This window comes from Streptomyces sp. NPDC058619, assembly GCF_042717785.1.
Classification (GTDB): domain Bacteria; phylum Actinomycetota; class Actinomycetes; order Streptomycetales; family Streptomycetaceae; genus Streptomyces.
On the sequence record NZ_JBHXQN010000026.1, the window covers coordinates 1 to 2605 of the forward strand.

The 2605-nt window shown below is 69.7% G+C and carries 3 protein-coding genes; all 3 read left to right on the plus strand.

Features of this window, described 5'->3' with window-relative positions; all coding sequences use genetic code 11:
- Positions 1-132 precede the first annotated feature (132 nt).
- The 3 genes from ACFWTC_RS23985 to ACFWTC_RS23995 all read left to right on the plus strand — a co-directional run bounded on the left by ACFWTC_RS23985 (position 133) and on the right by ACFWTC_RS23995 (position 2503).
- Positions 133-519, plus strand: coding sequence for a hypothetical protein (locus tag ACFWTC_RS23985; protein ID WP_384028381.1), 387 nt, complete (start codon positions 133-135; stop codon positions 517-519).
- 921 nt (positions 520-1440) lie between these two features.
- Positions 1441-1860, plus strand: a complete 420-nt coding sequence (gene panD, locus ACFWTC_RS23990) for an aspartate 1-decarboxylase (RefSeq protein ID WP_383933574.1) — start codon at positions 1441-1443, stop codon at positions 1858-1860.
- Positions 1861-1873: 13 nt separating this feature from the next.
- The gene (locus ACFWTC_RS23995; RefSeq protein ID WP_383933576.1) at positions 1874-2503 is read left to right on the plus strand and encodes an aspartate/glutamate racemase family protein; all 630 of its coding nucleotides are present in this window, start codon (positions 1874-1876) and stop codon (positions 2501-2503) included.
- Positions 2504-2605: the final 102 nt, after the last annotated feature.

Sequence of the window (2605 nt, forward strand, 5' to 3'; positions counted from 1 at the left end):
GAACGGGGCTATCCAGGACGGCTCCGACGCCGTGATCACACCAGCCACACCAAGATCATCTCACCGTGACCAGCAGTTACGGGACAAGCCTTAGCCGACCTGAATCCGCCCACGGGGCGACCCACCCGACTGATGCTCACCGCGCAAGGCAAGGCCTCTGCCCGGTCCGGAAAGAAAGCGACCGACTACGTGACCAACCAGAACACCCCGGGACCGACGTTTGACCCATACAACTACGCCGGTTCCACCGCGGCGCAGGGTCAGCACATTACACAGAACATCGGCCTCCGCCCGGACGAGATCACCGCACTCGTACAGCAGCTCCGCAACCTTGCCCCCGTGCTCGATGTCGACCATGACGAATTCATCCATGAGGTCGAAGTTCTTGAGAGCAGTTCTGAATACATCGTGGAGCGCCGTCGGGCCGGCGAGAGGATCAAGGGATGGCTGGAGAACCATTCGGGAACAATGGACGGCATTCAGACCGTGCTGTCCGCCCTTGCCCTGTTCCTGGGCTGAGACCCTCGCTCCCTGAATCTTGCTCGTTGCGGGTACCGCGCCGCACGGTAGGCAACCCCCTGGTTTCGGCAGGCAGCGACTGCCAGCTGGGACCAGGGAGATAGCGCGCCAGTGAGCTGGATCGAGCACGCTCAGCACGGGATGGTTCCGAGCTGCCGCCCAGCTTTCAGGGTGAATTGGCCTTCCAGCCCGAGGTGCTACTCGCTGCCTCCGTATCCATCCACTCCATGCTTGACACCCAGAGGGTGGAGGAGGGGCCGGACACCGCGTGGACGGCGGCGAGCCGGCGGTTCAGTGACTGGCTGGATCACCACTCGCAGCAGAAGCGCAGGGTATCGATCTCCGCCTCGTCGAGGATCTGGAGGAGTAACCGGCCGAGGGGTTGGGTTCACAAGGAGCTGCTGGGCCAGTGGGGCTTCAAGGGACGGATGCGGGCCATCGGGGAGTCGCGGGCCGTTGGCCTCTTCCGGGGATGCTGCACAGTCGGCACCTCAACAAGGGCACGACGTGGCGACCGAACGACCTGACGGACATGGTCTACCTGTCCTGCGCGGCCGGGTATGCGGACTTCGGCGTCTGCGAGAGGCGCATACGCGACTCACTCCAGCACGGTCTGAAGCGGGCGGGGCTCTCGACACGTGTCCACCGCCGTCTCTCAGATGCCGTAGCGGCCATCGAAGGCGTGCTGGAGACGCAGTTTGCCCGCGTCGTAACGTCGACCAGAGCCGTCTGAGTCACCGGCGGTGGTGGGGGAGAGCTATCGTACCGGCCTGACGGTGCGTCGGAATGGTCAGCAAACGGTCAGCACGAGTCCTGAAAGACCTGGGGAAAGCTGACCGAACATGCGAATGGCTGTAATCTGCGGAGACCGCCCTTGACCTGCAATGAGCAGGCAGGGAGCAGACAAACCGGGAGTTCTCCATGCTTCGTACCATGTTCAAGTCCAAGATCCACCGGGCCACCGTCACCCAGGCCGACCTGCACTACGTCGGCTCCGTGACCGTCGACGCCGACCTGCTCGACGCGGCGGACCTGCTGCCCGGCGAGCTAGTCCACATCGTGGACATCACCAACGGCGCGCGGCTGGAGACCTACGTCATCGAGGGCGAGCGCGGATCCGGGGTCATCGGGATCAACGGCGCCGCGGCGCATCTGGTGCACCCCGGAGACCTCGTCATCCTCATCAGCTACGCGCAGGTCGAGGACGCGGAGGCGCGGGCGTTGAAGCCCCGCGTCGTGCACGTCGACGGCGACAACCGGATCATCGAGCTGGGCGTGGACCCGTCCGCCCCGGTACCGGGCACGGACCAGGAGCGCAGCCCCCACGCCGTGGCCGTCTGAGGGGGCCGGGGCCGTGAGCGGACCCGGGCTGGTCCTGCTGCACACCTCGGCCGCGCACGTCCCGGTATTCGACGCCCTGCGGGACCGGAACCACCCCGGCGCCGCCCTGCGGCACCTGGTGGTTCCGGAACTGCTGGACCGGGCCCGTGCCGAGGGCCCCGACGCGGTCGCGCCGGACCTGCTGGGGCTGCTCTGCGACGCGGGACGGGGACCCGTGCTGGTCACCTGCTCGACGATCGGGGCGACGGCCGAGTCGCTGGCCCCGGCGCTGGGTGCGCCGGTGCTGCGCGTGGACCGGCCGATGGCGGCCGCGGCGGTCCGCGCCGGAGCGCGGATCACCGTCCTGGCCTCTCTGGAGTCGACGCTCGCCCCGACCGCGGCCCTGCTGGCCGAGGAGGCCGGCGAGCGCCCGGTGGCGATCCGTACACGGCTCGTCGCCGGGGCCTGGGACCGGTTCGCGTCGGGGGACCGGGACGGCTGCCTCGCTCTGGTGGCCGCGGCCGCCGACGCGGTGACCGGCGCCGACGTGATCGTGCTGGCCCAGGCCTCCCTGGCCGGGGCCGAGCACCTCGCCGCGACCCGTGTCCCGGTGCTCTCCAGCCCGGCCCCGGGACTCGCGGCCGGCCTGGCCCTGCGCGCCTGAGGCGAAACCCGCCGGGGGGGGGGGGGGGGGGCGGGCGGCCCGCGGCCCCCCGCCCCCCCCGCCCCCCCCCCCGGGCCCGGCCCCCGCGCCGCGGCCGGCCCC

What these genes read in the sequence shown, in the direction of transcription:
- ACFWTC_RS23985 (WP_384028381.1), top strand. Translation starts at nt 133, where the DNA reads ATGCTCACCGCGCAAGGCAAGGCCTCTGCCCGGTCCGGAAAGAAAGCG.
- panD (WP_383933574.1), top strand. Translation starts at nt 1,441, where the DNA reads ATGCTTCGTACCATGTTCAAGTCCAAGATCCACCGGGCCACCGTCACC.